26 protein-coding genes are annotated in these 26,411 nt (G+C 71.1%); 11 read left to right on the plus strand and 15 right to left on the minus strand.

The genetic code is table 11. The features are described 5' to 3' along the window. Positions 1–8 precede the first annotated feature (8 nt). The 4 genes from AABA78_RS25610 to AABA78_RS25625 are packed head-to-tail and all read left to right on the plus strand — an operon-like array spanning position 9 to position 4,826. Entirely contained in the window at positions 9–932 is a 924-nt protein-coding gene (locus AABA78_RS25610) for an ABC transporter ATP-binding protein (RefSeq protein ID WP_338266665.1), read from the plus strand. Further along, positions 929–1,651: an ABC transporter permease gene (locus AABA78_RS25615; RefSeq protein WP_338266666.1), complete on the plus strand. Its 723-nt coding sequence runs from the start codon at positions 929–931 to the stop codon at positions 1,649–1,651. The genes AABA78_RS25610 and AABA78_RS25615 overlap by 4 nt, the downstream gene beginning before the upstream one ends. After that, complete coding sequence (locus tag AABA78_RS25620; protein ID WP_338266669.1) at positions 1,648–3,519, plus strand: Gldg family protein; 1,872 nt, start codon at positions 1,648–1,650, stop codon at positions 3,517–3,519. The genes AABA78_RS25615 and AABA78_RS25620 overlap by 4 nt, the downstream gene beginning before the upstream one ends. Next, positions 3,516–4,826: a hypothetical protein gene (locus AABA78_RS25625; RefSeq protein ID WP_338266670.1), complete on the plus strand. Its 1,311-nt coding sequence runs from the start codon at positions 3,516–3,518 to the stop codon at positions 4,824–4,826. Before AABA78_RS25620 ends, AABA78_RS25625 begins: the two co-directional genes overlap by 4 nt. A gap of 3 nt (positions 4,827–4,829) precedes the next feature. Here the strand turns inward: AABA78_RS25625 and AABA78_RS25630 are convergent, their stop codons facing one another. Genes AABA78_RS25630 through AABA78_RS25645 form a run of 4 tightly spaced genes read right to left on the minus strand, consistent with a single transcriptional unit; the run spans position 4,830 to position 8,380 of the window. Then, positions 4,830–5,588: a GvpL/GvpF family gas vesicle protein gene (locus AABA78_RS25630; protein WP_338266673.1), complete on the minus strand. Its 759-nt coding sequence runs from the start codon at positions 5,586–5,588 to the stop codon at positions 4,830–4,832. Positions 5,589–5,620: 32 nt separating this feature from the next. After that, entirely contained in the window at positions 5,621–6,031 is a 411-nt protein-coding gene (locus tag AABA78_RS25635; RefSeq protein WP_338266674.1) for a response regulator, read from the minus strand. Continuing rightward, a complete protein-coding gene (locus AABA78_RS25640) occupies positions 6,028–8,157 on the minus strand; it encodes a PAS domain-containing sensor histidine kinase (RefSeq protein WP_338266676.1) in 2,130 nt (709 codons plus the stop codon). The genes AABA78_RS25635 and AABA78_RS25640 overlap by 4 nt, the downstream gene beginning before the upstream one ends. A 4-nt stretch (positions 8,158–8,161) precedes the next feature. Beyond that, positions 8,162–8,380 carry a hypothetical protein gene (locus tag AABA78_RS25645; protein WP_338266678.1) on the minus strand — a complete coding sequence of 73 codons (219 nt, stop codon included), beginning with the start codon at positions 8,378–8,380 and terminating at the stop codon, positions 8,162–8,164. 226 nt (positions 8,381–8,606) lie between these two features. Between AABA78_RS25645 and AABA78_RS25650 the strand changes: the two genes are divergently transcribed. From AABA78_RS25650 to AABA78_RS25670, 5 genes are all read left to right on the plus strand, one after another. Then, positions 8,607–10,121: an FAD-dependent oxidoreductase gene (locus AABA78_RS25650; RefSeq protein ID WP_338266679.1), complete on the plus strand. Its 1,515-nt coding sequence runs from the start codon at positions 8,607–8,609 to the stop codon at positions 10,119–10,121. An 81-nt stretch (positions 10,122–10,202) separates the two neighbouring features. Then, on the plus strand, positions 10,203–10,691 hold the full coding sequence (locus AABA78_RS25655) for a hemerythrin domain-containing protein (RefSeq protein WP_338266681.1): 489 nt from the start codon (positions 10,203–10,205) through the stop codon (positions 10,689–10,691). 63 nt (positions 10,692–10,754) lie between these two features. Further along, positions 10,755–11,441, plus strand: a complete 687-nt coding sequence (locus tag AABA78_RS25660; protein WP_338266683.1) for a DNA-3-methyladenine glycosylase family protein — start codon at positions 10,755–10,757, stop codon at positions 11,439–11,441. A gap of 82 nt (positions 11,442–11,523) precedes the next feature. After that, a complete protein-coding gene (locus AABA78_RS25665) occupies positions 11,524–12,675 on the plus strand; it encodes a zinc-dependent alcohol dehydrogenase (protein WP_338266684.1) in 1,152 nt (383 codons plus the stop codon). Between the two features lie 39 nt (positions 12,676–12,714). Then, positions 12,715–13,182 (plus strand): hypothetical protein, encoded by a 468-nt coding sequence (locus tag AABA78_RS25670; RefSeq protein WP_338266686.1) that lies wholly within the window; start codon positions 12,715–12,717, stop codon positions 13,180–13,182. A gap of 10 nt (positions 13,183–13,192) precedes the next feature. Here the strand turns inward: AABA78_RS25670 and AABA78_RS25675 are convergent, their stop codons facing one another. From AABA78_RS25675 to AABA78_RS25685, 3 genes are all read right to left on the minus strand, one after another. Continuing rightward, positions 13,193–13,552 (minus strand): GFA family protein, encoded by a 360-nt coding sequence (locus AABA78_RS25675; RefSeq protein ID WP_338266688.1) that lies wholly within the window; start codon positions 13,550–13,552, stop codon positions 13,193–13,195. Positions 13,553–13,698: 146 nt separating this feature from the next. Further along, positions 13,699–14,451: a hypothetical protein gene (locus AABA78_RS25680; RefSeq protein WP_338266690.1), complete on the minus strand. Its 753-nt coding sequence runs from the start codon at positions 14,449–14,451 to the stop codon at positions 13,699–13,701. A 168-nt stretch (positions 14,452–14,619) separates the two neighbouring features. After that, positions 14,620–15,873: an MFS transporter gene (locus AABA78_RS25685; RefSeq protein ID WP_338266692.1), complete on the minus strand. Its 1,254-nt coding sequence runs from the start codon at positions 15,871–15,873 to the stop codon at positions 14,620–14,622. 85 nt (positions 15,874–15,958) lie between these two features. On the opposite strand from AABA78_RS25685, the gene AABA78_RS25690 reads away from it, so the two are divergent. Continuing rightward, positions 15,959–16,660 carry an SIMPL domain-containing protein gene (locus tag AABA78_RS25690; protein WP_338266693.1) on the plus strand — a complete coding sequence of 234 codons (702 nt, stop codon included), beginning with the start codon at positions 15,959–15,961 and terminating at the stop codon, positions 16,658–16,660. Positions 16,661–16,670: 10 nt separating this feature from the next. Here the strand turns inward: AABA78_RS25690 and AABA78_RS25695 are convergent, their stop codons facing one another. From AABA78_RS25695 to AABA78_RS25710, 4 genes are all read right to left on the minus strand, one after another. Further along, a complete protein-coding gene (locus AABA78_RS25695; RefSeq protein ID WP_338266695.1) occupies positions 16,671–17,933 on the minus strand; it encodes a pyridoxal phosphate-dependent aminotransferase in 1,263 nt (420 codons plus the stop codon). 39 nt (positions 17,934–17,972) lie between these two features. After that, positions 17,973–18,455, minus strand: a complete 483-nt coding sequence (gene dps, locus AABA78_RS25700) for a DNA starvation/stationary phase protection protein Dps (RefSeq protein ID WP_338266697.1) — start codon at positions 18,453–18,455, stop codon at positions 17,973–17,975. Between the two features lie 97 nt (positions 18,456–18,552). Then, a complete protein-coding gene (locus AABA78_RS25705) occupies positions 18,553–19,080 on the minus strand; it encodes a carboxymuconolactone decarboxylase family protein (RefSeq protein ID WP_171414560.1) in 528 nt (175 codons plus the stop codon). 6 nt (positions 19,081–19,086) lie between these two features. Continuing rightward, positions 19,087–19,641, minus strand: coding sequence for a peroxiredoxin (locus AABA78_RS25710; protein ID WP_014394422.1), 555 nt, complete (start codon positions 19,639–19,641; stop codon positions 19,087–19,089). 233 nt (positions 19,642–19,874) lie between these two features. Here AABA78_RS25710 and AABA78_RS25715 point away from each other — a divergent pair, with 233 nt between their 5' ends. Then, positions 19,875–21,479, plus strand: a complete 1,605-nt coding sequence (locus AABA78_RS25715; protein ID WP_338266702.1) for a sigma 54-interacting transcriptional regulator — start codon at positions 19,875–19,877, stop codon at positions 21,477–21,479. 7 nt (positions 21,480–21,486) lie between these two features. Here AABA78_RS25715 and AABA78_RS25720 read toward each other — a convergent pair whose 3' ends face one another. The 4 genes from AABA78_RS25720 to AABA78_RS25735 form a co-directional block, all read right to left on the minus strand. Further along, positions 21,487–22,083 carry a hypothetical protein gene (locus AABA78_RS25720; RefSeq protein ID WP_338266704.1) on the minus strand — a complete coding sequence of 199 codons (597 nt, stop codon included), beginning with the start codon at positions 22,081–22,083 and terminating at the stop codon, positions 21,487–21,489. A 96-nt stretch (positions 22,084–22,179) separates the two neighbouring features. Then, positions 22,180–23,544 (minus strand): hypothetical protein, encoded by a 1,365-nt coding sequence (locus AABA78_RS25725; protein WP_338266705.1) that lies wholly within the window; start codon positions 23,542–23,544, stop codon positions 22,180–22,182. Next, on the minus strand, positions 23,541–24,455 hold the full coding sequence (locus AABA78_RS25730; RefSeq protein WP_338266707.1) for a 5-oxoprolinase subunit C family protein: 915 nt from the start codon (positions 24,453–24,455) through the stop codon (positions 23,541–23,543). Before AABA78_RS25730 ends, AABA78_RS25725 begins: the two co-directional genes overlap by 4 nt. Positions 24,456–25,096: 641 nt before the next feature. Beyond that, positions 25,097–26,386 (minus strand): LamB/YcsF family protein, encoded by a 1,290-nt coding sequence (locus tag AABA78_RS25735; RefSeq protein WP_338266708.1) that lies wholly within the window; start codon positions 26,384–26,386, stop codon positions 25,097–25,099. Positions 26,387–26,411: the final 25 nt, after the last annotated feature.

Below are 26,411 nucleotides of genomic sequence, written 5' to 3' on the forward strand. Positions count from 1 at the left end.
GAGTCCTGATGATCCAGGTCGAAGGGCTGACGAAGTTCTACGGCGAGCACGCGGCCATCCGGGACCTGGCCTTCACCATCGGCCAGGGTGAGGTCATCGGCTTCCTGGGCCTCAACGGCGCAGGCAAGTCGACGACGCTCAAGATTCTCGGGTGCGTGCTGCTGCCCACCTCGGGCCGCGTCGTCATCGACGGGCACGACGTGGTGAGCCAGTCCCACGAGGTGCGCCAGCGCATCGGCTACCTGCCGGACGTGCCCCCCGTGTACGAGGAGATGACGGTGGGCGAGTACCTGGCCTACGTCGCCCGGCTGCGCGACGTGCCCGCGAAGGCCACCGCGTCCCACGTGGGCGAGGCCGAGGAGAAGACCGGCCTGCGCGACGTGCACGGCGAGGTCATCTCCACGCTGAGCCACGGCTACCGCCAGCGCGTGGGGCTGGCGCAGGCGCTGGTGCACAAGCCCGCGCTGCTCATCCTCGACGAGCCGACCAGCGGATTGGATCCGCTTCAAATCGTGGAGATGCGCGACGTCATCCGCGGCCTCAAGGGCGCGCACACGGTGCTCGTGTCCAGCCACATCCTCCCGGAGATTTCGCAGACGTGTGACCGGCTGCTCATCATCCACAAGGGCACGCTGCTGGCGCAGGGCAGCGAGGAGGAGCTGTCGCGCGCGCTGGGCGGTCCGTCCATCGTGCTGGAGGTGCGGGGCGACCGGGCGCGGGCGCTGGAAGCATTGCAGGGCTTCGGCGCGGTGGAGGTGCGGGAAGGGAACGGGGTGCTGGCCCTGAAGGTCGCGGCGGCGCCGGACCTGCGGCCCCAGGTGGCGCGAGCGGTGGTGGGCGCGGGCCTGGAGCTGTTGCGGCTGGACGCGAACGAGGGACAGCTGGAGGCGCTGTTCTTGCGCCTGACGCACGGGCAGGAGGTGAAGGCGTGAAGGCGCTCCTGATTGCGCGCCGCGAGCTGGCCGGCTACCTGCGCACGCTCAGCGGCTACATCATCCTGGCCATCATCCTCGCGGTGAACGGACTGTTCTTCAACGCGTACGCCCTGGGCGGCGCGAGCAAGCGCTCCGCGGAGGTGCTGTCCGGCTTCTTCTACTACTCGAGCGGCTTCACCATCGTGGCGGCCATCCTCGTGTCCATGCGGCTGCTCGCGGAGGAGCACCAGACGGGCACGCTGCCGCTCTTGTACGCGTCGCCGGTGCGGGACCGGGACATCGTGTTGGGCAAGTTCCTGGCGGGGCTCGCGTTCCTGGCGCTGTACCTGCTGCTCACGCTCTACATGCCGCTGCTGGTGCTGGTGAACGGCAAGGTGTCCTTCGGGCACGTGGCGGCGGGCTACCTGGGGTTGCTGCTCTTGGGCAGCGCGTCGCTGGCGGTGGGCACGTTCGGGTCGTCGCTCGCGAAGAACCAGCTGCTCGCGGCCATCTTCTCCGCGGTGATGCTGGTGGCGCTCATCCTGTGCTGGCTCCTGGCGCGCATCACCGAGCAGCCGCTGTCGGACGTCTTCAGCGCGATGTCGCTGTGGAACCAGCACTTCCCCCCGTTCCAGGCAGGGCTCATCCACGTGCGGGACGTCGTCTACTACCTGGTGGTCACCTACGTGGCGCTGTTCGCGGCGACACGGGTGCTGGAAGCGCGGAGGTGGCGATGAGCACGCCGGCCTCTTTCGGGACGGGGCTCGCCGCGACAGGGGCGTTCGTCGCGGGGCTTATTGCTGTGTTCCTCGCGGAGCGCATGCTGGGCGTGGGCTCCGGCCGTGTGGCGCTGGCCGCGCTGGGCACCGCCGTGGTGGTGGCCGCGACGGCATGGCGCGCGGTGCGGATGATTGCCGCGCCCGCCGAGCGTCGCTCGCTGGAGCGGTGGGTGCTCACGCTGTACGTCGTGGGGCTGGCCGCGCTGGTGCTCTACTTCGTGAAGGGGGACGTGGGGACTGCGCTGTTCGGTGAGCCGCTGTCGCGTTCCTCTCCGAAGCTGTCGGGAGTGCTGGCGGTGCTGTTCCCGGCGCTGCTCCTGTGCTCGCTCGTGCCGCTGGCGATGGTGGAGGCCGCGCTGGTGGCGATGGCTCGGGCGCCGGTGCCGGAGACGGGCCGGGTGAAGAGCGCGCTGTTCTCCGGCCTGGGCGTGGCGTTCGTCGTCGTGTTCGCGTTCGCGGCGACGTACGTGGCCACGCAGGCGGACGCGACCTGGGACCTGTCGTACTTCCGGACCGCGAAGCCGGGCGATGCCACGCGCAAGCTGGTGCGCGGCCTCAATGAGCCGCTCCAGGTGACGCTCTTCTTCCCGCCCGCCAACGAGGTGGGTGAGGCGGTGCGGCAGTACTTCCGCGACCTGGAGCCGGAGAGTCCGCAGCTGGGCGTGGAGGCGTTGGACCAGGCGGTGGAGCCCGCGCGCGGCAAGGCCCTGGGGGTCAGCAGCAATGGCTCCGTGGTGCTGGCGCGGGGGGACCGCAAGGAGATCCTCACGCTGGGCCTGGATCCGGAGCGGGCGCGCGGGCAGCTCCAGCGGCTGGACGCGGAGGTGCAGCGGCGGCTGCTGGCGGTGGCGAAGCCCCGGCGCATCGTCTACCTCACGGGCGGCCACGGGGAGCGCGCCGACACGCGGCCCGTGCCGGGGGAAGCGGCCCGGCCTTCGGTGGCGCAGTTCAAGGAGCTGCTGCGCGCGCAGAACGTGGACGTGCGCACGCTCACGGTGGCGGAGGGGTTGGGCTCGGCGGTGCCGGCGGATGCGGCGATGGTGGCGGTGCTCGGGCCCACGCGGGAGCTGCTTCCGGAGGAGGCCACCGCGCTGCGCGAGTACTGGGAGCGGGGCGGGCGGCTGTGGATCGCGCTGGAGCCGGATGGCGCGGCGCTGGAGCCGTTGCTCAAGCCGATGGGGCTCAAGTCGCTGCGCGTGCCGCTGGCGAACGACCGCGTGTACTTCCGCACGGCGCGGCAGTTGAGCGACCGGGGCAACCTGGGCACGGCGAGCTTCTCCTCGCACCCGTCGGTGACGTCGCTGTCCGCGCTGGGGTCTCAGGGCGCGGTGGCGTTCGTGGGGGCGGTAGCGCTGGAGCCGCTGACGCCGCCGGTGCCCGGCGTGTTGCTGGACACGAGCGTACGCGCGCATGGAGAGACGTTCGCGGACCGCAACGGCGACTTCGAGCCGGAGCCGGGTGAAGTGACGAAGGCGTGGCCGCTGGTGGTGGCGGTGGAGCGGCCGGTGGGGGAGGGGAAGCCCGCGTCGCGCGCGGTGGTGATGGCGGACTCGGACGCGCTGGGTGACGGCATCCTGGGCAACGTGGGCAATGCGTATCTCGCGGTGGACACGCTGCGGTGGCTCTCCGGCGAGGAGGCGCTCTCCGGCGTGACGACGAGCGAGGAGGACGTGCCGTTGCAGCACACGCGCTCGCAGGACGTCGTGTGGTTCTACGCGACGGTCTTCGGGATGCCGGTGGTGGTGCTGGCGGTGGGCTTCTTCGTGACGCGGCGGCGCGGACGGCGAGCGCCCCGGAGCGCCGCGGCCGTGGGAGGTGCGCGATGAAGGCGCGCGACGTGGCGGTGCAGGGAGTGCTGGCGGCAGTGGCCCTCGTGGCCGCGTTCTTCGTGTGGCAGCGCGAGCCTGCCCGTGCACCCGGTGAGGTGACGGTGGAGGACGCGCAGGCGGGTGCGCTCGACCGCATCCGGTACGACGAGGAGACGCGCTTCGTGGAGCTGTTCCGCGATCCCCAGGACCGCGACACCATCTGGGTCCGCTTGGGCAGCAAGCCCGCGAAGCCGGGCACGGGAGCGCAGAACGCCACGGATGCAGGAGCCCTCGCCCAGGCAACCAGCGACGCCGGAAGTGCCGCGCTCGACGCAGGAGCCAATCCGCGCACCAACGCGGTTTCGCTCGCGGCGGCTTCCGATGGAGGAGCCAGCCCACGCACCAACGCAGGCTCGCTTGCAGCAGCCTCCGATGGAGGAGCCAGCCCACGCACCAGACCGGGCGCGCTTGCAGTAGCCTCGGATGGAGGAGCCAATCCGCATACCAACGCGGGCACGCTCGCTGCGGCCTCCGATGGTGGCTCCCATTCGCACGCTGATGCGGGCGCGGTCTCGGCGGCCTCCGCTGCCGCGGGAACACCCGCGCCCGTGCCTCCGCCCCGGGAGCTGCGTGGCAACGACGTCGCGCTGAAGCTGTTCGCCCGCTTCGCTCCGCTGCGCGCGCAGCGGGACCTGGGCGTCCTGGACGACAAGAAGCTGGAGGAGATCGGCCTCGCGAAGACGGAGCGCGGCCTGACGCTCACGCTCGACGGGACGCCCAGGACGTTCCGCCTCGCCTCGCCCGCTTCGGGCTGGGGTGCCCCCTACCTCCAGCGCACGTCCGACGGGCACGTCTTCCTCCTCGGCCCCGCGCTGCTGCCGGACCTGGAGGCCGCCGCCAGCCGGCTCGTGGACCGGCGCCTGCACACCTTCGACGTGGATGGCTTCGACCGCGTCGTCATCTCCACGGGCACCGCGTCCCGTGCCTTCGTCGCCAGCGGCAAGCCTCCGGGCGCCGTGCAGCTGTCGCCCGTGGACGCCCCGGGCACCCCGGACGACTTCGCCCGCAACTGGCACGACCGCCTGTGGCGCCTCACCCCCGTGGAGCTCCTGGGCCGGGGCGAAGCCCCTCCGGGCCCGGCTCCCACGCCCGCCTTCCGCGTGGAGTACCAACGCGGCGGCAAGAGCGTGGGCGAGCTCTCCATGGCGAAGGCGTCCGACAACTCCTGGTACGCGCGCACGGAGTTCACCCCCGGCTGGGTGCGCATGGGCGGCGGCCTGGAGCTTTTGGCCGAGGACGCCGCGAAGCTCACCGCGCCGCGCTGACGCTCACAGCGCGGCGGACGCCGCCTCCACGTCCAGCCGCATGTCCACGAAGCTGTAGGCCGGCCACGGCCCCGTGAACCGGAACGTGTACGTGTCCAGCCGCGCCACCAGCGACTGCACCCGCGCCTCGAACGCGGCCACCCGCGTGCGGTCCACCAGCCACGCCGCGTTCCACAGCATCCGCTCACCCAGGGGCGGCGCCTCGTGCGCGGCCTCCGCCAGCGGACGCAGGCCCGCCCTCAAGCCGTCCAGGTCCTTCGCCGTGCAGGCGCGCAGCGCCGCCTCCAGCCGCGCCTCGTGGTCCTCCTCGGGCTCGGAGGGGCCTCGAGACAGGCCCGGCTGCGCCTCCACCAGCCGGCGCGTCAGCGCGTCGCCGTGGCAGTACACCTTGAGCCCCAGCTCCACCCGCCCTTCCAGGTCGGACAGCGCCCGGGTCAGCGGCGCGCGCGCCACGCGCAACAGCTCCCGCACGCGCTCCTCCGACGGCAGCACCGTCCCGAAGGCCACCGGCACCAGCGTGTGCTCGCGCACCACGGCCTCAGTGACGCGCTGGTGGATCAACAGGTGCTCGCGCGTGGGCACCACCCTGGGGCCCACGACTTCGGACACCAGCGCCGCGAGGCCTGCCTCCCGCACCGCGCGCACCGGGGCCGCGCCCAACCCCGCCAGGTCCGGCTCCCATCCGCCGTCCTCGCGCACGATGCCGTAGAGGTAGTGCGCCCGTGCCTCCCGCGAGGACTCCGCCGGGGTCTTCGTCGTCATGACGTGCCCACCTCCGTGCAGACAACGGCTTTTCAGCGCGCGCTTGCCGCGTCGCGCCGGGCAATCATCTTCTTCACCTGGTCCACCAGCGCGTCCGGCAGGCACGGCTTGGTGACGTACGCATCACACCCGGCCTCGTTCGCGTCGTCCGTGTGGCCCTTCAGCGCATGCCCCGTGAGCGCCACCACCGGGATGGCCTTCGTGCGCGCGTCGCCCTTCAGCCGGCGCGTCGCCTCCCAGCCGTCCATCACCGGCAGCGACAGGTCCATCAGGATGACGTCCGGCACCAGCTCGAAGGCCTTGTCCAGCGCCTCCTGGCCGTTCTTCGCCTCCGCGACGCGGAAGCCGGAGAACTCCAGGTACTCCGCGTACATCTCCCGGGCATCCTGGTAGTCATCCACCACCAGGACGAGCGGCTTTGATTTTTCCGGGGTGTTCGTCATGTCCGTCTCGCGCGTCGTGGAAAGTGCAGGGTGAAGGTCGAACCCTGGCCCGGAGCGCTCTGGAGGGAGACGCGTCCCCCCAGCATCGCGGCCAGGCGGCGGCAGATGGAGAGGCCCAGTCCGGTGCCCCCATAGGCCCGCGTCGGCGAGCTGTCCACCTGCTGGAAGTCCTCGAAGATCTTCTCCTGGTTCGACACGTCGATTCCAATCCCTGTGTCCTTCACCGAGATGGCCACGGTGCCGGTGGCGTTCTGATACTCCGCCGCGATGTGCACGCCGCCCTCGTGCGTGAACTTCAGCGCGTTGGACAACAGGTTGAGGACGATCTGCTTCACCTTCTGTCGGTCGCTCCACACCCCCGGCAGCGCTTCGTCCAGCCGCGTCTCCACCGTCAGCTTGCTGCGCGCGATGATGGGGTCCATCTCCGCCATCACCTCCTGGAGCAGCTCCGGGATGCCGAAGTCCGACAGGTGCAGTGGCATCCGCCCCGCCTCGATGCGGGTGATGTCCAGGATCTCGTTGATGACCTCCAAGAGGTGCCGCCCGTTGGAGTCGATGCGCGTGAGGTTCCTGCGCTGCGGCGGCGTCATCTCCCCGGACACGCCCTGCAGGAGCATGTTCGTGTAGCCGAGGATGGCGTTGAGCGGCGTGCGGAACTCGTGCGACATGTTGGCCAGGAACTGCGACTTGGCCGCGCTCGCCTGCTCCAGCTGGATGGCCTGCCGGCGCAGCTTCTCGTTCTGCTCCGCCAGCTCCGCGGTGGCGGACTGCACGCGCGCCTCCAATTCGCTGGAGACCTCCTTCACGCGCTCCAGAAGCCGCGCCCGCTCCAGCACCTCCGTGCGGTCGTGGAAGACGGTGACGATGCCCGTCAGTTCGCCCCCGTCGCCCAGCACCTTGTTGGCCATGGCCTCCATGGGCACGGGCGAGCCGGTGGACGGGTCATCCAGGGTCAGCTGGCTCTTCCAGCGCGACACGCCGGCGTTCACCGGCCCCAGCAGGTTGGCGAGGAACGACGCGAAGAGGGCGTCGTTGGCGCGCACCCGGCGCAGGGTGGCCTCGTCCGCCGCGCCCTCGCCTGACGTGCCCCCGGACTGGGGCCACGCGAAGAGGCGCTCGGCCGGGTCGTTCATCATCACCATGCCGCCCGCGGGGTCGGTCAGGATGATGGGGTCCGCCACCGAGTCCAGCACCCGGTCCAGGCGGTGGCGCTCGCTGCGGGCCTCGCGCTCCGTGGCGCGCAGCTGCCGGTAGCTCTCTCCCAGCGCCTGCGTGGCGCGGCCCAGGTCCGTCAGGTTGCGCAGCACGCTCACCACCACGGAGGGCCCGTCCGGCGCCAGCACCGGCGTGGTGACCAGCTCGAAGAGCAGGTCCATGCCCTCCAGCGGATCCACCAGCGGCACCTCGCGCCGGTGCACCGAGGTGCCACCCTGCGCGAGCGTCTCCCGGAACAGGCGCTGGTTGAGCTCCACCGCCCGCGTGCGGCCGGGGCTCGCGTCCGGGCCCGCCACCAGCAGTGCTTCCGCGCGGCCGTTGGCGAAGAGCAGCGTGCCGTCCGTGTCCGTGAGCAGCACCGGGTCCGACACCGCGTTGATGACCCGGCGCAAGAGCCGGTCCGGCTCCGGCCGGCGCGGCGCCCGCGCATCCGAGGCCAGCTGCCGGGCCAGGTGCGGCCCCGCCGAGGACGCCACCCACGCCACGTCCTCCGGCACGGCCGGGCCGGGCAGCCCCACCATCAGCAGCGCGGCGGCCGTGGCCCCGGGCCGGCCCAGCGGCACCGCGAAGAACCCGCCCGGCATCGCCGCGCCCTCCAGCGCGTCCGGCGCCAGCCACCGCGCCCCGGGCCGCGTGCGGAAGGTGGCGAGCGGCGAGCCCGGCGCATCCCACGCCCGCGCCAGCGCGGCCTGCTGCGCGCCCGTCAACCCTTCGCTGGCGAGGCACACGGACGCGCCAGGGCCGTCGCCCGGCCCGACACAGGCGGCCGGCGCGCCGTGCCTGCGCGCGAGCCACTCCACGACCGCTCGCGCACAGGCGACGGCGGACTCGCAGGCGAGCAGGTGCTCGGCGAGCACGAGGCGCGCCCCGGGATCGGCTTCGGCGGGGGGCAGCGGGGCTGGGGAAGCCACGACCTTACGCTCCGGGTGAAGAGGGACGCGGGGGACGACCGCGCTCCAGCGAGTCTGCGGTGCGGACCTCCGAAAATACCACCATGATGCGCGACTCCCCCTCCCAGGGCGTGGCGCGGCCCAGGGCCTCCAGGGCCGGGGGGTCGAAGCGCAAGCCCCTGTCCAGCAGGCGGTCCAGCACGTCCACCAGGCTGGCGCCACCAGCCACGCGTTCCACGGGCATGTGACACATGCTCCTTGGGTCCGCCCGGCGCGGACCTTCGGGTCCAGGGGGCGTTCTAACGCGCCGGCGTCCGCGCACCCCAGCCCCGTCCACGCCCGGCCCCTGACTGACCAACACCCGGGGCGGGGCTCTGTTGGGTCGCGTACACCCGACGCCCGGCAGCCGGCCGGGCGGGGCTCGGCAGGCGTGGCTTATGCCCTGGGAGGCGGATTCCTAGCCTTCCGTCATGAACGACGAGCGCCAGCACAAATCCCTCTGGACCGTGACGACGCCTCCCCGGGACTTCCCCTCCCTGCCGGGCGACCTGGACGTGGATGTGGCCATCATCGGCGGCGGCATCGCGGGCCTGACGACCGCCTGGCTGCTGAAGCGTGCTGGCAAGAAGGTGGCCGTGCTGGAGATGCACCGCGTCCTCTCCGGCCAGACGGGGCAGACGACGGCGCACCTCACGGAGCTCTTGGACACCCCGTACACCACGCTCCTGAAGGACTTCGGTGAGAAGGGGGCCCACCTGGCCGCGTCCTCCAGCCGGGCCGCCATCGAACAGATTGCTTCGCTGGTGGAGACGCTCTCCATCGACTGCGGCTTCACCCGCGTGCCCGGCTTCCGCTACGCGGAGACGGAGGCCGAGCTGCGGGAGCTGCTGCATGAGGTCTCCGCGGCGCGGCAGGTGGGGCTGCTGGCGTCCTTCATCAAGGAGGTGCCGCTGCCCTTCCCGGTGAAGGGCGCGCTGCGCGTGGAGGATCAGGCGGTGTTCCACCCGCGCCAGTACCTGCTCGCGCTCGCGGACCGCATCCCGGGGGACGGCTGCCACCTCTTCGAGAACACCAAGGTCCTGGACATCCACGACGGCGCGCCCTGCCGCGTCCTCACGGAGAAGGGCACCGTGACGGCGAGGGCCGTGGTGGAGGCCACCACCACGCCGCTCAACCGCGTGGCCATGCACACCAAGCTCTACCCGTACCGCACCTACGCGGTGGCGGCGCCGCTGGACGGTGCGCTGGAGCCGGGCCAGTACTACGACAGCCGCGACCCGTATCACTACATCCGCACGCAGCGCGTGGACGGGGTGCCCTACGTCATCGTGGGCGGCGAGGACCACAAGGTCGGCGGCGAGGAGGACACCGCCTCCTGCTTCGCCAGGCTGGAGGCGTACACGCGGGAGCGCCTCCCCGTGAAGCGCATCACCCACCGCTGGTCGGGCCAGGTCATCGAGCCCGCGGACGGGCTGCCCTATATCGGCCGCAACGTGGGCAGCCGCCACGTGTACGTGGCCACGGGCTTCTCCGGCACGGGCATGACGTTCGGCACGCTCGCGGGCATGGTGCTGTCGGACCTCATCCTGGGCAACGAGAGCCCCTACGCCGCGCTGTACGAGCCGGGCCGCGTGAAGCCCAAGGCCGGCGCGAAGGACTTCATCCAGGAGAACGCGGAGGTGGCCTTCCGCTTCGTCGCGGACCGGCTGTCCAAGCCGGACGGACACCACCTGGCGGACGTGAAGCCCGGTGAGGCGAAGATATTGGAGGTGGAGGGCCGCAAGGTGGCCGTGTACCGCGAGGACGACGGCACGGCGCACGCCGTGTCGCCCGTGTGCACGCACCTGGGCTGCCACGTGCACTGGAACAACGCGGAGCGCACCTGGGACTGCCCCTGCCACGGCGGCCGCTTCAGCCCCACCGGCCGCGTGCTCAACGGCCCCGCGGTGAAGGACCTGTCGTCCGTCAAGCTCCCGGTGAAGTGAAAAGTACGGCGGGGTGGGGCTTCCCTTCGGACGAGCCCACCCCCATCTATCAGCACGTCCATTTCATTCACGGGGGCACGAATGAACGCGCTGGAGCTGATCAAGCAGCAGCATGAAGAGGTGTCCAAGCTCTTCAAGAAGTACGAGAAGCTGTCCGACGAAGACGATGGGCAGCGCCAGGAGCTCTTCGAGCAGATCGCCGACCGGCTGGGCGCGCACGCGAAGATTGAGGAGCTGTACCTCTATCCGGCGATCAAGAAGGACGACACGGAGGACGAGCTGCGCGAGGCCGTGGAGGAGCACCTCGCCGTCAAGCGCCTCATCGCGGACCTGCTGGACATGGAGCCGTCGGACGAGGAGTTCGACGCGAAGATGAAGGTCCTCCAGGAGCAGGTGGAGCACCACGTCGAGGAGGAGGAGAAGGACCTCTTCAAGGCGGCGCGGAAGATCCTCACCAAGGATCAGCTCGACGACCTGGGCATCCAGCTGGAGGAGGAATACGACGCCCTGATGGAGGGCGAGCCGCGCAACGACGTGCCGGAGGAGACGGAGCACGCCGCGCCCATCTAGCGCGCCGCGTTCCAGGGCAACACGGGGGTTGCGCGTGGCGTGGGGCCGGGCAGCATGCGGCCCATGCCGCGCGCTCCTGTCTCCGCCCCCGTGTTGCTGCCGGATGCCTTCACGCCCGCCGTGCGCCGCGCCCTCGTGCGCGCGGACCCCACGCTGGGAAAGCTCTTCAAGACGGTGGGCCCGTTCCGCATGGAGCTGAGCCCGCTGCACAGCCCCTTCGAGGCGCTGGCGCACTCCATCGTCTACCAGCAGCTCCACGGCCGCGCGGCGGCGACCATCTTCGGTCGCGTCTGCGAGCGCGTGGGCAAGGGCAAGGGCTTCACGCCCCAGAAGCTGCTCGCGCTGCCGGACACCACGCTGCGCGAGGCCGGGCTGTCCGCGAACAAGCTGCTGGCCATGCAGGACCTGGCGCGCAAGACGGTGGACGGCACGGTGCCGACGCTCGCGCGCGTGCGCCGCATGTCCGACGCGGACCTCATCGAGCACCTCACGCAGGTGCGCGGCATTGGCCAGTGGACCGTGGAGATGCTGCTCATCTTCCGCCTGGGCCGGCCGGACATCCTCCCCGTGGACGACTTCGGCGTGCGCAAGGGCTTCATGGTGCTGCACGGCCTGAAGGAACAGCCCAAGCCCAAGGCGCTGCTGGCGTACGGCGAGCGCTGGCGCCCGTACCGCAGCGTGGTGAGCTGGTACCTGTGGCGGGCGGCGGACCTGCCCGTGGGCACCTTCGCACCGCCGGAGGCCAGCTAGCCGAGCGAGGGCCGGGATCGCACCGTCCCTTGTCTTACCGCGCGGGCGTCCTCACCCGTAAGGGAACGGAGGAATCCCGCGCATGCGTGCACTCACCTACCAGGGTCCCTATCGCGTCCAGGTGGAGCAGAAGCCGGACCCCCGCATCGAGCACCCCCAGGATGTCGTGTTGAAGGTGACCCGCGCCGCCATCTGCGGCTCGGACCTGCACCTGTTGCACGGGCTGGTGCCGGACACGCGCGTGGGCTGCACCTTCGGCCATGAGTTCACGGGCGTGGTGGAGGAGGTGGGCAAGGAGGTCGCGCAGCTGAAGAAGGGGGACCGCGTGGTGGTGCCCTTCAACATCTCCTGCGGCACCTGCTTCTACTGCCAGCGCGGCCTCACGGGGAACTGCGAGAACAGCAACCCCGGCAGCGACGTGGCCTCCGGCGTCTACGGCTATTCACACACCACGGGCGGCTTCGACGGCGGGCAGGCGGAGTACGTGCGCGTGCCCTTCGCGGACGTGGGGCCCATGAAGATTCCGGACGACATGGACGACGAGTCCGTCCTCTTCCTCTCCGACATCCTGCCCACCGGCTACCAGGCCGCGGAGATGGGTGAAATCAAGGGTGGCGAGACGGTGGTGGTGTTCGGCGCGGGCCCGGTGGGCCTCTTCGCGATGAAGTCCGCGTGGCTGATGGGCGCGGGCCGCGTGGTGGCGGTGGACCACGTGCCGTACCGCCTGGAGTTCGCGCGGAAGTTCGCCAACGTGGAGACGGTGAACTTCAAGGAGGTGGACGACATCGTCCTGCACCTCAAGGACATGTTCGACGGCCGCGGCCCGGACGTCTGCATCGACGCGGTGGGCATGGAGGCCGAAGGGTCGCGCGCGCACCGCGTGCTGGGCCTGGGGCTGAAGCTGGAGGCCGGCGCGCCCACCGTCATCGAGTGGTGCATCAACACCGTGCGCAAGGCCGGCAACGTCTCCATCATCGGCGTGTACGGGCCGCCGTGGAACTTCGTGCCCATTGGCACCGCGATGAACAAGGGGCTCACGCTGCGCATGAACCAGGCGAACACGCGCCGGTACATGCCGCACCTGCTGGAGCACATCCAGAAGGGCCGCATCGACGCGAAGGGCATCATCACCCACCGCTTCCCGCTGGAGCAGGCGCCGGACGCCTACCACCTCTTCGCGCAGAAGCGCGACGGGTGCGTGAAGTGCGTGCTCATGCCGCACGGCCACGCGTGAACGACGGACTTCATCCACATTCGGAACAGGAGGCACGCCATGCCCCAGAAGACACCGCACAGACAGAGCCGCGCGAAGAACGGCGCCCCGAAGCCGCGGGCGAAGGCGAAGGCGAAGCCGGCCCGGGCCGTGGAGAAGCAGGTCCAGGCCGTGGACCTGGACCCGGCCAACCGCCCGGGCGTCCCCATGGAGACGGCGCCCAGGCCGCTGGCGGGCGCGCGCGTGCCCATCGCGCTCCAGCACGCGGACGTGCCGGTGTTCAAGCACGCGGGGCGCAAGGTGATGCCGCCGGTGTTCGGCACCGCCCAGCCTCCGAAGGGGCTGAGCGGCTTGATTCGGAAGGCCGCCTACGCGAAGCCGGACCACAAGCCCGGCCACTGGATGCTGCTGATGCTGGCGGACCGCGTGGACGTCTGGGAGCACCGGCTGCGGAGGTCCCTTCCATGGGCCGCTCCTTCCGCGGCGGTCCTCGTCGCCGGCCTGATGTGGCGCGCCCGCCGGGCGTGAGGCGCGGGCCCTACGCGTCCCGGCCGTTGTAGGGGAAGGCCTTGACGGTGGACAGGTCCAGGCCGTCCACGCAGCGCAGGTTGACGGCGAACATCGGCTTGCCGTCCGGGCCCTTGCCGGTGGCGTAGGACTCCACGCCGCAGGTGGGGCAGTGCAGGTGGTTGATGACCTTCTTGTTGAACTGGTAGGCCTTCACCACGTCCGCGCCGGAGAGGGACTTGAACTGCTCCGGCGGGACGAACGTAAGCACCGCGCCAATCTTGTGGCAGATGGAACAGTTGCAGCTCACCACCTGCGCCAGGTCCGTGGTCGCCTCGTAGCGGACCTGTCCACAGTGGCAGCCGCCCGTATACGTCTTCATCTCCGCCATGGTGCTTCCTCCGGTTGCTGCATGAGGCCCGGGCCGGAAGCGCGCTTCCGCCCACCCGGTGCGTGTAGCGCGCATCAATGAACGGAGGCGGCGGGGACCGCAAGCGCGCAGGCGTCCTCCCGGCGCGCTTGCGGCGGTGCGTCACGTCAGTCCGCGTACGTCGTGATGGAGATCATCCGCACGAAGCGGCGGTCCGTGCTCACCGCCGCGATGGCGAAGCCCTGCGTGTAGCCCGGCGCGCCGCACCCGCGGCAGCTCCAGCCCGTCCGGTAGAGCCGGTTGCTGTTGCGCGAAATCTGCGTGATGTAGGCCACCGCGCCCTCCACCTCGTCCACGTTGTAGCTGTAGGCGCTGAGCTGCGCGATGAGCTCCCGCACGGTGATGGGCTCGAAGATGCTGGCCTGCGGGCCGAAGGCGCCGCTGAACGCCTCGCCCAGCGTCTGCTGGTTGGCCACGCCCTGGCCGTTGGGGATGTAGCCCTCGTAGATGCGTGCGGAGGAGAACGAGCCGGTGGCGCCGAACAGCGACGCGGGCGTCTGGGGAACGGCGTTCAGGTACAGCGGGGCGCCCGTGATGGCCGCGTCGTTCACCTCGTGGAAGTCCGCGAAGTACTTCGCCGCGGTGCCCGTCATGGACTGCTGGAAGGGCGTGTCGTTGAGGCGGGTGGTGAGATAGGTGCGCTCGGCGCTGTCCACGCCATAGCCGACGTCGTTGAGGAACGCGTCCAGCGCGGTGCGGATCTCCGAGCGGAGGATGGTCGTGCCGCCGGGGCTGCTGGCGCTCTTCGCGGCGGTGATGCTCGCCTCGAAGGCGGGGATGCTGGTGGTGGAGTCGGCGAACGCCGGAGCGGAGAGCAGCACCAGCGCGCCCAGGAGGGACTTCATCGACAGGGTCTTCATGGGGAACCTCTTCATTCGCGGCCCGCGGGACGGGCGCGCGGTCAGGGGGGAACGTCGAGCGACGCGGTGGCGAGTACCACGCGCCCCTGACACGGCCCCCGTGAGGTTCCGGTGACACGCGAGCCCGTGACACGCCCGTGATGGAGCGTGTCGCGAGCCTGGAAACTTTCACGATGATGCGGGCCCCGCGACGGTGGGCGCGGGCGCATGGCGGCGCAGGGGCGCGAGCAGCGCGAGGAACGCGGCGGACAGCGCGACGCCCAGCAGGAACACGTTCGCGTAGCCCAGGTTGCCGTACCTTGGATCCGCGAGCATCCCGGCCAGCGGCCCCGCGGGCGCCTTGCCCGCGACCTCCACGCTGGCCAGCAGCGTGAAGTGCGTGGCGCCGATGCGCCGGTCCGTGCGCGACATCATGAAGGCGAACATCACCGTGGTGAGCGCGCCGCCGAAGAACTCCTCGGTGAGCGTGACGCCCAGCACGCCCGCGTCGCTGACGCCCGCGCGCGTGAGCAGCCACCGCCCCGCGAGCGGCAACAGCCGCAGCGCGCCGGTGAGGGCCACCGCCCGGAGCAGCGGCAGACGCGCGGCGAGGACTCCGCCGCACGTGGACCCCAGGAGCGACGCGGCGGTGCCCCACGTGCCCACCCACAGGCCAATCTGCGCCGGCGTGTAGCCCGCGTCCACGAGGAAGGGCTTGTAGAGGACGTCGGACATCGTCTCGCCCAGCTTGTACGTGCCGATGAAGAGCAGCAGCCACCCGGTGCCCGGCACGGTGAGCGCGGTCCGGATGCGCGCCCAGAGCGCGGGCCAGTCCAGCTTCGGTGACTCGTGGCCTTCGGCCTCGCGCGGCGGGGGTTCGCGCACGAAGAGGACGACGGTGAAGACGGCCAGGCACAGCGCCGCCATGGCGAGGAACAGCCCGGACCAGCCGATGCGCGAGCTGGCCCACACCAGCAGCCCGCCGCCGGTGAGCATGCCCAGCTTGTAGCCCACGACCTGCGCGGTGTTGCCCGGGCCCAGCTCATCCGGACGCAGGAGGTCCACCGCGAAGCCGTCCACCGCGATGTCCTGCGTCGCGGCGAAGAGGTTCATCACGAAGATGAGGCCCAAGAGGAGCGGCATCGAGTCCCGGTCCGCCGCGAACGCGGCCCCTGCGCACGCGAGCGCCAGGCCCGCCTGCATGGGCAATATCCACGAACGCCTGCGCCCCACGCGCGCGGAGCCGTAGCGGTCCACCAGCGGGGCCCACAGGGCCTTGAGCATCCACGGCAGGGACAGCGCGCCCGCGAACCCCAGCGCGGCCAGCGACACGCCGCGCGAGCGCAGGTAGACGGGCAGCGCCGTCACCTGGAAGCCGAAGGGCAGCCCCTGCACGAAGTACAGCGCGCACAACAGCCACAGCCGGGACGAGACGCGTCGCATGGTCGTGGCGCGAGCATAGGCACGCCCTCCGCCCTGCGTCGTGGGCCTATACTCGCCCTTCCAGTCACCACCCCCAGGGAGGCGCATGTCCGAGCGAGCCGCAGCCGAGTCGGGACTCATCGTCGTGGAGCTGTCCGCCGAGCACGAACTGGAGGCGGACCACGTGGACGCCGTGGTGGAGGTGAAGGCCTCCGAGTTCTTCACCGGCAACGCGGCCTTCACCAACGCGCGCGAGGTGGCCTCGCTGGTGAGCAAGATGGAGGAGCTGGGCGTGCCGGCCTCGGCCTTCAGCCTCCAGGCGGTGCAGGCGGAGACGTCGGAGGGGCTGCTCTCGCGCTCTTCGTCCGCGCGCTACACGGTGCGCATCCGCCTGGTGGAGATGGGACGGGTGGGGGACGTGCTCGCGGCCATCTCCGGTCTGAAGCAGGCGACGCTGCGCGAGCTGCGGTGGGGCTACACGCACGAACTGGAGGCCCGGCAGGACTGGCTGGAGGCGCTGGCCCGCGAGTCGGTGAAGAAGGCGCGCCGCGTGGCGGCCGGGCTGGGCGTGGCGCTGGACGGACTGCACCGCTTCTCCGAGCGCACCTGGGAGTCGCAGACGCGCGTCTTCGGGGTCCGGGCTGGCGGCTACGGCGGGGACGAGGACATGCGACCCATGGCCTCCACGGTCAGCTCCTACAGCGCGGCCCGCTCCTCCGCGGCCATGGGCTTCACCGTGTCCCACCGCAAGAAGGTGCAGGTGATGGCCACGGCGGAGTTCCGCACGCACCCGGCCCCCGGGGCCTGAGGCCCCGGCTTCAAGGCGTGTGCTTGAGCACGAGCGCCTCCAGCCGCTGGAGCGCCTTGTCCAGCGTCTCCCACGACGGGCCGAAGGACAGGCGCACGTAGCTGCGGAAGCGGCTGGCCCGCGCGCGGCGCTTGCCGGGGTTCACGTCGAAGAACTCCCCGGGCACGGTGATGACCTTGTGCTCCAGCGCGGCGCGGAAGAAGGCCATGCCGTCGTTGAGCGGCGCGGGCAGGCCGGACAGGTTGCCCCAGACGTAGAACGTCCCGTCCGGCGCCCGGTCCGTGCGGATGCCCAGCCGCTCCAGCCGCGAGTGGAACCTGTCCCGCTTCTCCCGGAACGTGTGGTGGATGGCGCGCGTCTCCGCCACCACCGTGTCCTCCTGGAGCAGCGGAATGGCCGCGCGCTGCAGGGGCCGGCTGCCGCCGCCGTCCAGGAAGCTGCCCGCGCTGGAGACCGTGTCGATGACCTGCTTGGGCCCCACCGTCCACGTCATGCGCCAGCCCGGGTAGCGCCAGTTCTTGGTGAGCCCGTCGAAGAGCACCACCGGGTCGCGGTTCACGTCCTCCACGTATCGGGCGGCGCTCTCCACCGGCAGCACGCCCGGGCGGCCCGTCCAGATGTAGTGCGAATAGAACTCGTCGATGAGCAGCGTGCACTCCAGCTCGCGCGCCACACCCACCCACCGCGCCAGCTCCTCCCCCTGCACCAGCTTGCCGGTGGGGTTGCACGGGTTGGAGAAGAGCAGCGCGGACAGCCCGCGCCCCTGAATCTCCCGGCGCAGGTCGTCGTGCGTGAAGGCGTAGCCGCGCTCGCCCTCCAGCAGGATGGGGATGGCGGTGAACGCCTTGAAGACGTCCAGCAGCTCCTCGTACGCGGTGTAGTCCGGCAGGAAGTGGCCCAGGTTCACCTGCCCCAGGCTGGCCGCGGCGCGGGTGAGGGCCGCCCTGCCGCCGCCGGACAGGCAGACGTTCTCCGCGCTGTACTGGCTGGACATCCCCTTGCGGTAGAGCCGGTTGTAGAGCCCCGCGATGGCCTCCCGCACCTCCCAGAGGCCCGCGACAGGGGCGTACTCCTGGTCCGCCATGTCCACCGTCACCGCGTTCACGCGCGGCGGGGCACCGGGCAAGTCTCCCGTCTCCGGCTGACCCTGGCCCAGGTTGCACCAGTCCGGGTCGCCGGGACGGTAGCCGCGGCGCGTGGCCTCGGCGGTGACGAAGATGACGCCCGTGCGGGGCACGGTGCGAAACGCATGCAGGGGGATGCTGTCGCTCACGACGCCCACGCTAGCGCGCCCCCTGCTTCGGCGCAGCCCCTAGCCTTCCAGGGAGGCCCTGAGGAACCAGGCGTGCTTCTCGAACTCGGTGATGATGCCCGTGAAGAGGTCCACCGTGTCGGTGTCCTTGAGGCCCTCCACCGCAGAGCGGCTCTCGCGCAGGCCGGTGAGGTACACCTCGATGCGCTCGGCCAGCAGCTTCACGTGCTCCAGGTCGCGCGAGGTCTCCTGCGGGTACTCCGGCAGGCGGCTGTTCTTGCCCACGTGGCGGCTGGTGCCGTACGCCCGCCCGCCCAGCGTCACCGCGCGCTCCGCGATGGAGTCGTTGTGGTTGGCCAGGCTCACCGCGAAGGTTTCGAACAGCGGGTGCAGCGCGGCGAACTGCGGGCCCTTGATGTTCCAGTGGGCCACCTTGATCTGCGAGTGCAGGTCCAACCCATCCGCGAGCCGCTCGTTGAGGGTGGCGGCGATGGCGGTGCGGGACTGCTCGGAGAGGGGGCTGGGGCTCTTGTAGAGGGCCATGACGAACACGTTCCTTTCGGGTGAGAGGAAAAGACAGCGCCCCCCGGTGTCATCCACCGGAGGGCGCAATCACAGCTCAGAGATAACGACGAGGGGACTAGGACTCCAGCCCCACCGCCGCCGCGTGGATGACGCTCGCGATGCGGACCGCATCGTGCACGTGGTCCTCGCTCAGGCCGCCTTCCAGCACGACCTTCTCATGCGACTGGATGCACATCTCGCAGCCGTTGATGGCGCTGACCGCGAGGCAGACCAGCTCGAAGTCCACCTTGTTGGTCAGCACCTGGGCCAGCCGGTTCATCCGCAGACCGGCGCGCTTGGTCGCGTACGACTCCTTCCCGACCATGTGACGGAACCGGTAGAAGACGTTGTTCATCGCCATCAGCGAGGCCGCCGCGCGGGCGTCCTCGATGACCGGCGTGGCCTTGTCGCCCAGGGCCTGCTTCGCCTCGTTGAGGATGGCTTCCTTCAGCCGCTCGTTCCGGGCGGCGAAGGCGCAAGCCACGGCCGTCCCCCAGCGCTGCTCGGGGGTGAGGCTTCCTCCCTCCAGGACGGCGGAGAGGTTGAGGCGGGTGTCCTTGTGGGCGTCCGCGAGTTCGCTGCGGACGACTTCGAGCGAAGCCATGGTGCCTTACCCCGCCTTCTGCAGCTTGGAGGTGAGGGTCTCCTCACCCTTCTGCCAGTTGCACGGGCACAGCTCGTCGGTCTGGAGCGCGTCCAGCGTGCGGACGGTCTCCTTGACGTTGCGGCCCACGGACAGGTCGTTCACGGACACGTGGCGGATGATGCCCTCGGGGTCCGCGATGAACGTGGCGCGCAGGGCCACGCCCTCTTCCTTGTGCAGGATGCCCAGCGCGCTGGACAGCTCGCGCTTGATGTCCGCCAGCATGGGGAAGGGCAGGTTCTTCAGGTCCGGGTGGTGCGTGCGCCACGCGTGGTGCACGAACTCGCTGTCGGTGGACAGACCCAGCACCTGCGCGTCGCGGTCCTGGAAGTCCTTGTTGTGCTTGCCGAACTCCGCGATCTCCGTCGGGCAGATGAACGTGAAGTCCTTCGGCCACGCGAACAGGACGGTCCACTTGCCCTTGTACGTGTCGTTGGAGATGTCCTGGAACTCCTTGTTCTTCTCCAGGCTCACGGTGCCCTTCAGCTTGAAGTTCGGAAGCTTGTCGCCAACGGTCAGCATGGGATTCGACTCCTTCGGGGATGGGGGGCGGGCCACCGTGGTCCACCCCAGAGGTTGTGAGTTGCTACCGGTAAAGCATCCACCGTGCCAATGCTTCAATTGCCCTGATGTCAGGGGGTTACGTCTTCCCCGGACATCAGCACCGGCGGGGCGGTGGCGCTGGGACGGTGAATAACGAAATCCCGGTGCCTTTCGCCACTGCAATTTCGGTGGGCCGCTATTATCGCTAACACATGCCGGATGAACTGATGGGGCGCCACCCGGAAGTGACGCAGGATGCTCGGGAGCTGGTCGAGCTGGCAACCACCGAAGAAGGGGTGGGAGAGCTGCTCCGTCGGGGATTGGACTGGGTGTCGCGCGTGGTGCCCTTCGACCTGGCCACGCTGTTCCTCCTGAAGGAGGGGCGGCTGGAGGCGGTGGCGGCGCGCGGCCCGCTCGCGAACCAGGCCGTGCGCAAGCACTCCTTGCAGCTGTCGGACTTCCCGTCCCTGAAGCACGCGCTGGAGACGCGGCGCGCGCGGGCGTTCACGGAGGAGGACCACTCGCACGGGGATGGCGACCCGTTCGACGGGGTGCTGGACCTGCCCGCGGGCCACGCGTGCATGGTGGTGCCGCTGTGCGCGGGGGAGCGCTGCTACGGCGTGCTGACGCTGGACCGCGCGCAGTGTGAAACGTACGCGCAGCCGGTGGTGGACCTGGTGGAGGTGTACGGGCAGATGCTGGCCACGGCGCTCCAGGGCGCCGAGCAGCGCGCGACGGCGGAGCGGCTGCACCGCCAGGACCACGAGCACGCGAAGCTGCTGGAGTCACAGCTGGGCGGGGACTCCGAGGGCATCCTGGAGTCGTCCTTGAGCCCGGTGATGCGCGACCTGTCCCGCCGCGCGCGGCAGGTGGCGGAGACGGACACGCCCGTGCTGATTACCGGGGAGACGGGCACGGGCAAGGAGCGGCTGGCGCGGGCCATCCACCGCTGGAGCGCGCGGGCGGACCAGCCCTTCGTGTCGCTCAACTGCGCGGCGATTCCGGCGGGCCTCCTGGAGAGCGAGCTGTTTGGCCACGTGAAGGGGGCCTTCACCGGCGCGAACCGCGACCGCGCGGGCCGCTTCCAGATGGCGCACGGGGGCACGCTGCTCTTGGACGAGATTGGCGAGCTGCCGGTGGAGCTGCAGGCGAAGCTCTTGCGCGCGCTCCAGGAGAAGGCGTTCGAGCCGGTGGGCAGCGACAAGACGGTGCGGGCGGACGTGCGCATCCTCGCGGCGACGCACGTGGACCTGCACCAGGCCATCGCGCAGAAGCGCTTCCGCGAGGACCTCTTCTACCGGCTGAGCGTCTTCCCGCTGCGGCTGCCGCCCTTGCGCGAGCGGCGCGAGGACCTGCCGCAGCTCACCGTGTTCCTCCTGGACGAGCAGGCGAAGCGCACGGGCCGGCGGGGCATGCGGGTGACGGCGTCGGGGCTGGCGCGGCTGGCTGCGTACGACTGGCCGGGCAACCTGCGCGAGCTGGCGAACGCGCTGGAGCGCGCCACCATCCTCACGCGCGGCCAGGAGCTGACAGCGCAGTCCTTCGACCTTCCGGGTGGCGAGCGCGCGCGGGAGGCGCCGGGCCCGGCGTCGGTGGAGGAGACGCCGGCGCCGCTGCCCGCGGGGGCGAAGGTGCCCACGCTGGCGGCGGTGCAGCGTGAGCACATCCTGCGGGTGCTCACGCTCACCCGGGGCCGGGTCTACGGCGAGGGCGGGGCGGCGGCGCTGCTGGGGCTCAAGCCGTCCACGCTGCAGAGCCGGATGAAGAAGCTGGGCATCGCGCGGCTGGAGGGCTTCACCGCCGCCGAGGACGCGTGACGCTCGGTCAGTGCCAGCCGCTGTCCTCGCGGGCCTCGCGGCGGTCCTCGCGCGTCTCCTGGCGGTTCTGCGACTGCTCGGCGCGGGCCAGCTGGACCAGGTCGGCGATGAGCATGCGCTTGCGCGAGAGGCTGCGGCTGTCCAGCCGGCCGTAGAGGCCGTTGAGCTCCTGGGAGATGGAGCGCGTCTGCTGCAGCATGCGGGACTCCTGGCGGGCGTCGCGCACGTCGTCGCGGTGGTCCTGGCGGTCGTCGCGGCGGTAGCCGTCGTGGCGCACCTCGCGGGCGCTGGTGCGCGCCTCCCGCTTGTCCTGGGACAGCTCGCGGCGGGACTCGTTCAGCTCCGACGCCACGTAGCCGCGCAGCTCGTCTTCCACCTGGAGCAGGTCGCGGCGCGCCGAGCGGCCGCGAGCGGAGTCATAGCGGGCGAGCAGTGACTCCAGCTGGCGCAGGTCGTGGTGATCATCCCGGGTCTCGCGGCGGTCCTGCCGCAGCTCCTGGCGGTCCTGGACCTGCTCGCCGTGGTTGTTGCCGCGGGGACCGTCTGCGTGAGCCAGGGCCGGGAGGGACAGCGCCATCGTTGCCAGCAGCCACTTCGCCATCATGGGGGAGGCTCCTTCAAGTGCGTCGGATGCCAGGATGGACGCATCGGGCCGCCGCGAATTCACGGCCGGAGCCCTCCCCGGGGGTGGGAGCGGGGCCTACGACACCGCGGGTGCGGACGGGCGCGGCCTGGAGGGCGCCACGGGGTAGTGGGCCTCCTTGCCGAAGGGCTGGTCGAACAGGTGCGGATCCGACTGGCGCGAGCGGAAGAGGTCCACGATGTAGTTCATCCGCTGATCCAGCTGGCTCCAGTCCTTCGCGGCGGTGCCATGGAGGCTGTCGGGCGTCTTGTCCATGCGGCCCAGCAGCGCCTTCAGCTTCGGGTCCTCGATGGTGCGCAGGTGCGGTGGGAAGAGCGTGGACTCCATGCCCGGAGGGGGCGGCAGGTCATTGCCCAGCTTCAGCGCGCCGCCGGGCACCGCGAGCTTCATCATGTGCTCGGTGGCGATGCCCCGGAACGCGCCGGCCAGCGCGTCCACCAGCGGCTTCGTGGCCAGGTCCACCACGCCCGACTTGATGGCGGCCTTGGCGGCGAGGTTGGCGGGGAAGGGCAGGGCGTTGGCGCCGGCCTCGATGCTCTTCTTGAGGATGTTGGCGAAGACCTCCTTCACCGGCGCGTTGAGCGCCTTCTCCACGTAGCCCTGGAGCTGGGTCTGCTCGTGCAGGCCCACGGTGTCGTTGGCCAGGAGCATGAGCTCCGCCTTCTTGTTCGGGTCCTTCTCGAACATGGCCTTCGCGTAGTTGCCGAAGGCGTCCTTGAGCAGCGGCTTGTCCTTGGGGAAGCCGTCCAGGTACTTCTGGAGCTTCGCCGGGTCCAGCTGGGTGTCCCCCTGGAAGGTCTCCACGAAGCGGGCGAACTCGTGGCCCACCTCCTTGAAGACGAACTGGTTGCCGTCGCCAATGGCCTTGCTGACGTTGTCGAGCGCGTCCGCGCCAGCCCTGGCGATGTCCCCGGTGGGCATGGCGGGCAGGCCCAGCTTGCGCAGGAGGTCGTCCACCTTGGACATGGCCGCGCCGACGACGCCGCCGCCCTTGAGGACGTCCACGAAGGCCTTGGGCATGTCCTCCTGGCGGATGCTCACGCCGGCCTGCTTCGAGGCCCACGTCGCGTAGGTGGACCAGTTGGCGTTCTCCTTGCCCAGGAGCGTGCCCACGGCGTCGGACAGGTCGTGGTAGCCCTGGGTGATGGCCAGGTTGCGCGCGACGGGGTCCTTCATCGCGGCGATGTTCGCCACGTCCTGGGCGCTGGGGTAGCTGCCCGGCGTGGGGCGCGGGCCGCCCTGCTGGGGGGCCGCGGCGGGGGTGGACAGGGCCACCGGGGCCTTGCCGCCCTTGGGCGACTCGAAGAGGGACTTCTCCTGGGCCTTCCCGGGCTTCACCTCGTTGCGGGGGCGCGGCGGGACGGCCGGCTCCGGCAGGCGGGTCGTGGACGGGGTGCGCGGGCCGATCTTCGGAGGAGTCATGCCCCCAGTATCGGCGGGAGGGGGCCCGAAGTTGTCCCTGCCGGCCGGGCGGGGTGGTTCTTCCAGGCGCGCTGGGCTTCTTCCAGGGAGACGGCCTGGAAGCGCACCGGGGCGCCCGGACGACGGGCCCCCAGCCGGCCCCAGTCCGCGCGGATGACGGCGGCGATGAGCGGGTAGCCCCCGGTGGTGGGGTGGTCCGGGCCCAGCACGATGGGTGTCCCGGAGAGGGTGACCTGGATGGCGCCGCGCACCATGGGGCGGGAGGTGCCCGCGCCCTCGTCGCCGTGAGGCACGGGAGGCCCGTCCAGGCGCTGGCCCACGCGGTCGCTGGAGGGCGACACGGTGAAGGTGCTGCCCAGGAGGAGCGCCACGGCCGCGTCGCCAAAGCGGGACGCATCCGGGCCCAGGAGCACGCGCAGCGGGGCGGCGGGGTCCAGGGCTTCGGTGAGACGCAGGAGGTCGGCTTCGGAAGGCGTGGTGGGAGGACCCAGCGGGATCCGGTCTCCGCTGCGCAGGGGCCGACCCTCCCATCCGCCCAGACGGGCCACCCACAGGGTGCCCCGGCCACCAAGGATCTCAGGGACGGCCAGCGCGCCATCCACGGCCACGTAGCGCACGGCGTACCCGGTGGGGGCGGGCACTGTGAGCGTGGCGCCGTCCGCGAGGAGGGTGGGGGCCTCTCCATCCACGGAAACTCGGACGTCACGGCCCCGGGCGCGCAGCTCCAGCCGGCCGAAGGCTTCGAACGCCGCGGCGCCCGGTGCATTGCCCACCGCGCGGTTCGCCGCGACGAGCAACTCCGGCACCCACGCGCCGCCGGGCGGCACGCCGTGATGCATGACCCCAGGCCGTCCACCGTCCTGCACCGTGGCGGGCGCGCCCAGGCCGGCAATCTCCACCCATGCGCTCATGACGCTTCACCCCGCATGGTCGTGCCAGGTCCCTTGGACATGGGCTCTGTCTCCCGGATGAGCAGGTGAGAACCCGGCTGAGGCTCCACGTCGGCTGTGCGCCGCGCGAACCTGTCCGACAGTCGGACAGGTTGAGACGACCGGGGCGGGGCTCGTCCGCTCCACTCTGGCAGCGGAAACCGGTCCGACAGTCGGACAGGTTTGGAGCACCGGAGCGGGGCGTGTCCGCTCCCCACTGGCAGCGGAAACCGGTCCGACAGTCGGACAGGTTGGGAGGACTGGCGCGGGGAGCAGCCGCTCCATTCTGGCCGCGGAAACTGGTCCCACAGTCGGACCAGTTGGGAGCATCGGAGCGGGGATCGCCCGCTCCATTCTGGCCGCGGAAACCGGTCCGACAGTCGGACCAGTTGGGAGCACCGGAGCGGGGAGCGTCCGCTTCACCCTGGCAGCGGATGCCGGTCCGGCTGCCAGACGGGGCAGATCCGTGTCAGACAAGAGGTGTAGACCCTGCTTGCTCAAGGGCCTGGCGGAACCGCGGGCGTGTTCATCCGTCCTCGCGTGGCGTGAGTGTGGCTGGGCTTCGACCCTGGCGGCATCCATGGGATGCCGTGCGTTCCTGCCCGGCCTCCTGAGCAGGGCCTTCATGCGTCCACCGGCTCGAAGCGCACGCGGTCGCCCAGGTGCAGCACCGCGCCGCGCTGGGGGTCGAACGCGGTGAAGTCCAGCGCGGTGCCCACGAGGTTCCAGCCTCCCGGTGACGCGAACGGATACACGCCCGTGCGCTCACCCGCGATGCCCACCGCGAGCGCTGGCACCCGCGTGCGCGGCACCGGCAGCCGGGGACACGCGATGCGAGGATCCACGTCTCCCAGGTACGCGAAGCCGGGCAGGAAGCCCACGCAGCGCACCGTGTACTCGCGGGCCGTGTGGCGCCGCACCACCTCCTCCACGGACAGGCCCGCGTGCCCGGCCACCTTCGGCAGGTCCTCGCCGTCGTAGCGCACGCGGATGCGGATGAGCGGATGCTCCACCGACGCGACGGGCGCCACGCGCAGCCGCGTCAACGCGAGCGCCGGGGACTCCGGCGGTGTCGCCGGGTCGAAGTACACGCACGCGTGGGCCTCGGTGATGACCGCGTCCTGGACGCCCGGGAGCGCGCACAGGGCCTCTCTCGCCAGGCCCCGGTCCACCGCCTCCGGCAGCACCAGCCGCAGCGCGCTGTCTCCCATGGGCTCGGGTGGCTGCTCCAGCGCGTCCAGCATCGCGCGCACCTCGCGGGCCAGCGTCACCGCGCCCGGGGTGTCGCCGTGCACGCAGAGCGTGTCCACCGTGCCGCCGGTGGCCAGCCGTACCGTGTTCTGTCGCGCCTGCCCCACGTCCGTCAGCACCGCGCCGGGCTGGCCTCGTGGAATCAGCGAACCGTCCGGCAGCGTGCCCCGGTCCGCGAAGCCCTCACGCGCATACTTGAGTCCCGTGGCCACCGCCGCGTCCCTCAGCGCTCCCGCGCCGGGCCCCACCACCGTGACGTCGGTTCCCAATGCCTCCACCACGCCGTCCACCACCGCGCGCGCCAGCGCGGGGGACTTGTTGGCCGCGTGGTACAGCGCGCCGTGGGGCTTCGCATGCCGCACCGGCACGCCGCGCTCGCGGGCCAGCGCGGCCAGCCGTCCGCACTGCTCCGCCACCTGCGCGCGCAGCACCTCCGGCGCCACGTCCAGGGCCTTGCGCCCGAAGCCCTCGCGGTCCGCGTACGACGGGTGCGCTCCGGCCAGCGTGCCGTGGCGCTCGCACAGCTCCAGCGCCCGCCGCATGGACGCCGCATCCCCCGCGTGTCCTCCACAGGCGATGTTCGCCAGGTGCGCGAGCGCGTAGAGCTGTTCGTCCTCCCCGGGCAGCTCCCCCAGGTCGATGTTGAGCAGGCACCGCGTCATGGGCCCACGCTACGCGAGCCCCCCA

It is taken from the genome of Corallococcus caeni (assembly GCF_036245865.1).
GTDB lineage: Bacteria > Myxococcota > Myxococcia > Myxococcales > Myxococcaceae > Corallococcus > Corallococcus caeni.